General features: G+C 43.6%; 2 tRNA genes and 1 rRNA gene. All 3 read right to left on the minus strand.

Going from position 1 to position 1,916, the window contains the following annotated elements:
* Window positions 1-1,087 (minus strand): 23S ribosomal RNA (locus VBE63_RS28355); the annotation flags it as partial.
* 444 nt (window positions 1,088-1,531) lie between these two features.
* Window positions 1,532-1,607: transfer RNA gene (locus tag VBE63_RS28360), tRNA-Ala, on the minus strand.
* A 165-nt stretch (window positions 1,608-1,772) separates the two neighbouring features.
* Window positions 1,773-1,849: transfer RNA gene (locus VBE63_RS28365), tRNA-Ile, on the minus strand.
* Window positions 1,850-1,916: the final 67 nt, after the last annotated feature.

Here is a 1,916-nt window from a genome sequence, read left to right on the forward strand (position 1 = left end):
CTAAGCCAACTTCCTGGTTGTCTCAGTAACTCCACATCGTTTTCCACTTAAACTTGACTTTGGGACCTTAGCTGTTAGTCTGGGTTGTTCCCCTCTCGACATAGGATTTTATCACCCTACGCCTGACTGCCATGCTTCCACATATAGTATTCGAAGTTTGATAGGGTTTGGTACCGCGGTAAGCAGCCCTAGCCCAGTCAGTGCTCTACCCCTATATGCTAATACATGACGCTATACCTAAATATATTTCGGAGAGAACCAGCTATCACGAAGTTTGATTGGCCTTTCACCCCTATCCACAAGTCATCCCGAGACTTTTCAACGCCTATGGGTTCGGTCCTCCACTGGCTCTTACACCAGCTTCAACCTGCTCATGGATAGATCACTTCGTTTCGGGTCTGCAGTATCTGACTAAACGCCCTATTAAGACTCGCTTTCGCTACGGCTACGGGTTTCCTTAACCTTGCCAGACACCACAACTCGCAGGCTCATTATGCAAAAGGCAGTCCATCACCCTGATAAATCATAGGGCTCTGAATGATTGTAAGCAAATGGTTTCAGGTTCTATTTCACTCCCCTCACTGGGGTTCTTTTCACCTTTCCCTCACGGTACTTGTGCACTATCGGTCAGACAGGAGTATTTAGGGTTGGAGGGTGGTCCCCCCGGATTCAGACAGAATATCACGTGTTCCGCCCTACTCAGGATACTGCTAGGATTGGTTCGATTTTCGACTACGCGGCTATCACGCGCTCTGGCTCCTCTTTCCAAAGGATTCATCTAATCTATCTTCTCCATGTTGCAGTCCTACAACCCCTGATGCAAGCATCAGGTTTGCCCTTTTCCGAGTTCGCTCGCCGCTACTATCGGAATCTCGTTTGATTTCTCTTCCTGAGGGTACTAAGATGTTTCAATTCCCCTCGTTCGCTCCCCGTAGGGTAACGTATATCACTATACGCTGGGTTGCCCCATTCGGAAATCTCTGGATCAAAGCCTCTTGACGGCTCCCCAAAGCTTATCGCAGTCTAGTACGTCCTTCATCGCCTCTGTCTGCCTAGGCATCCACCATTCGCTCTTAGTAGCTTACCTTTGTTACTTATACTATTCTAAAAGAAAAATACAAGTATTCTATTGACGCATCACTTCCTTGATAAAGATAAACATTTAATGTCTTCTTGTACTTGAAATAATTCAAGTACAATTCATCTCACTAAAGCTTTCACTTTGTGAAGATATCCATTTCAAGTAGTGAAATTGTTCTATTTTTAAGTTGTGACTTTTAACAATAATACGGTAAATAACGTTTAGACTAAAAAGTCTAATGAAAAGCTTTACATGTAAGCATGAAAGTCTTTCATTAGACTTTAGTTAATGTGAATGTCAATGTGTATCCCAAAGATGCCCAGTTAACTTACGCAGGATTGATGGGCAGCTACAAGGCGGTTTAGCAATAAGGTGAGGGAGCGTACATGAAGTACGTGACCGAACCGTTTGGTAAACCAACGACGTAGATGTCTATCAAGACAAGTAAGTTGGTGGAGAATAGCGGGATCGAACCGCTGACCTCCTGCGTGCAAAGCAGGCGCTCTCCCAGCTGAGCTAATTCCCCATTATCTTGCTTTTTCCTTTATACTGCGTCATGGTTCGTGTTTGTTTAGTCGTGTACATTTAGTACACTCCTGGCACAATCACTCACCCTTCCTTGTCTAAAGAAAAAATCAATGATAATCCTTAATGTGTCTACATTAGGTATTTATCATTCAAGATCTAATAATGGTGGGCATAACAAGATTCGAACTTGTGACCTCACCCTTATCAGGGGTGCGCTCTAACCAACTGAGCTATACGCCCTTTTTTGGGTTTGTCAATCTTTCAAAACTAAACAAGTGTCTTTGAATCAGGATTTTTTTATTTCAGT

It is taken from the genome of Lamprobacter sp. (assembly GCF_034860625.1).
In the GTDB taxonomy this organism is placed as follows: Bacteria; Pseudomonadota; Gammaproteobacteria; order Chromatiales; family Chromatiaceae; genus Lamprobacter.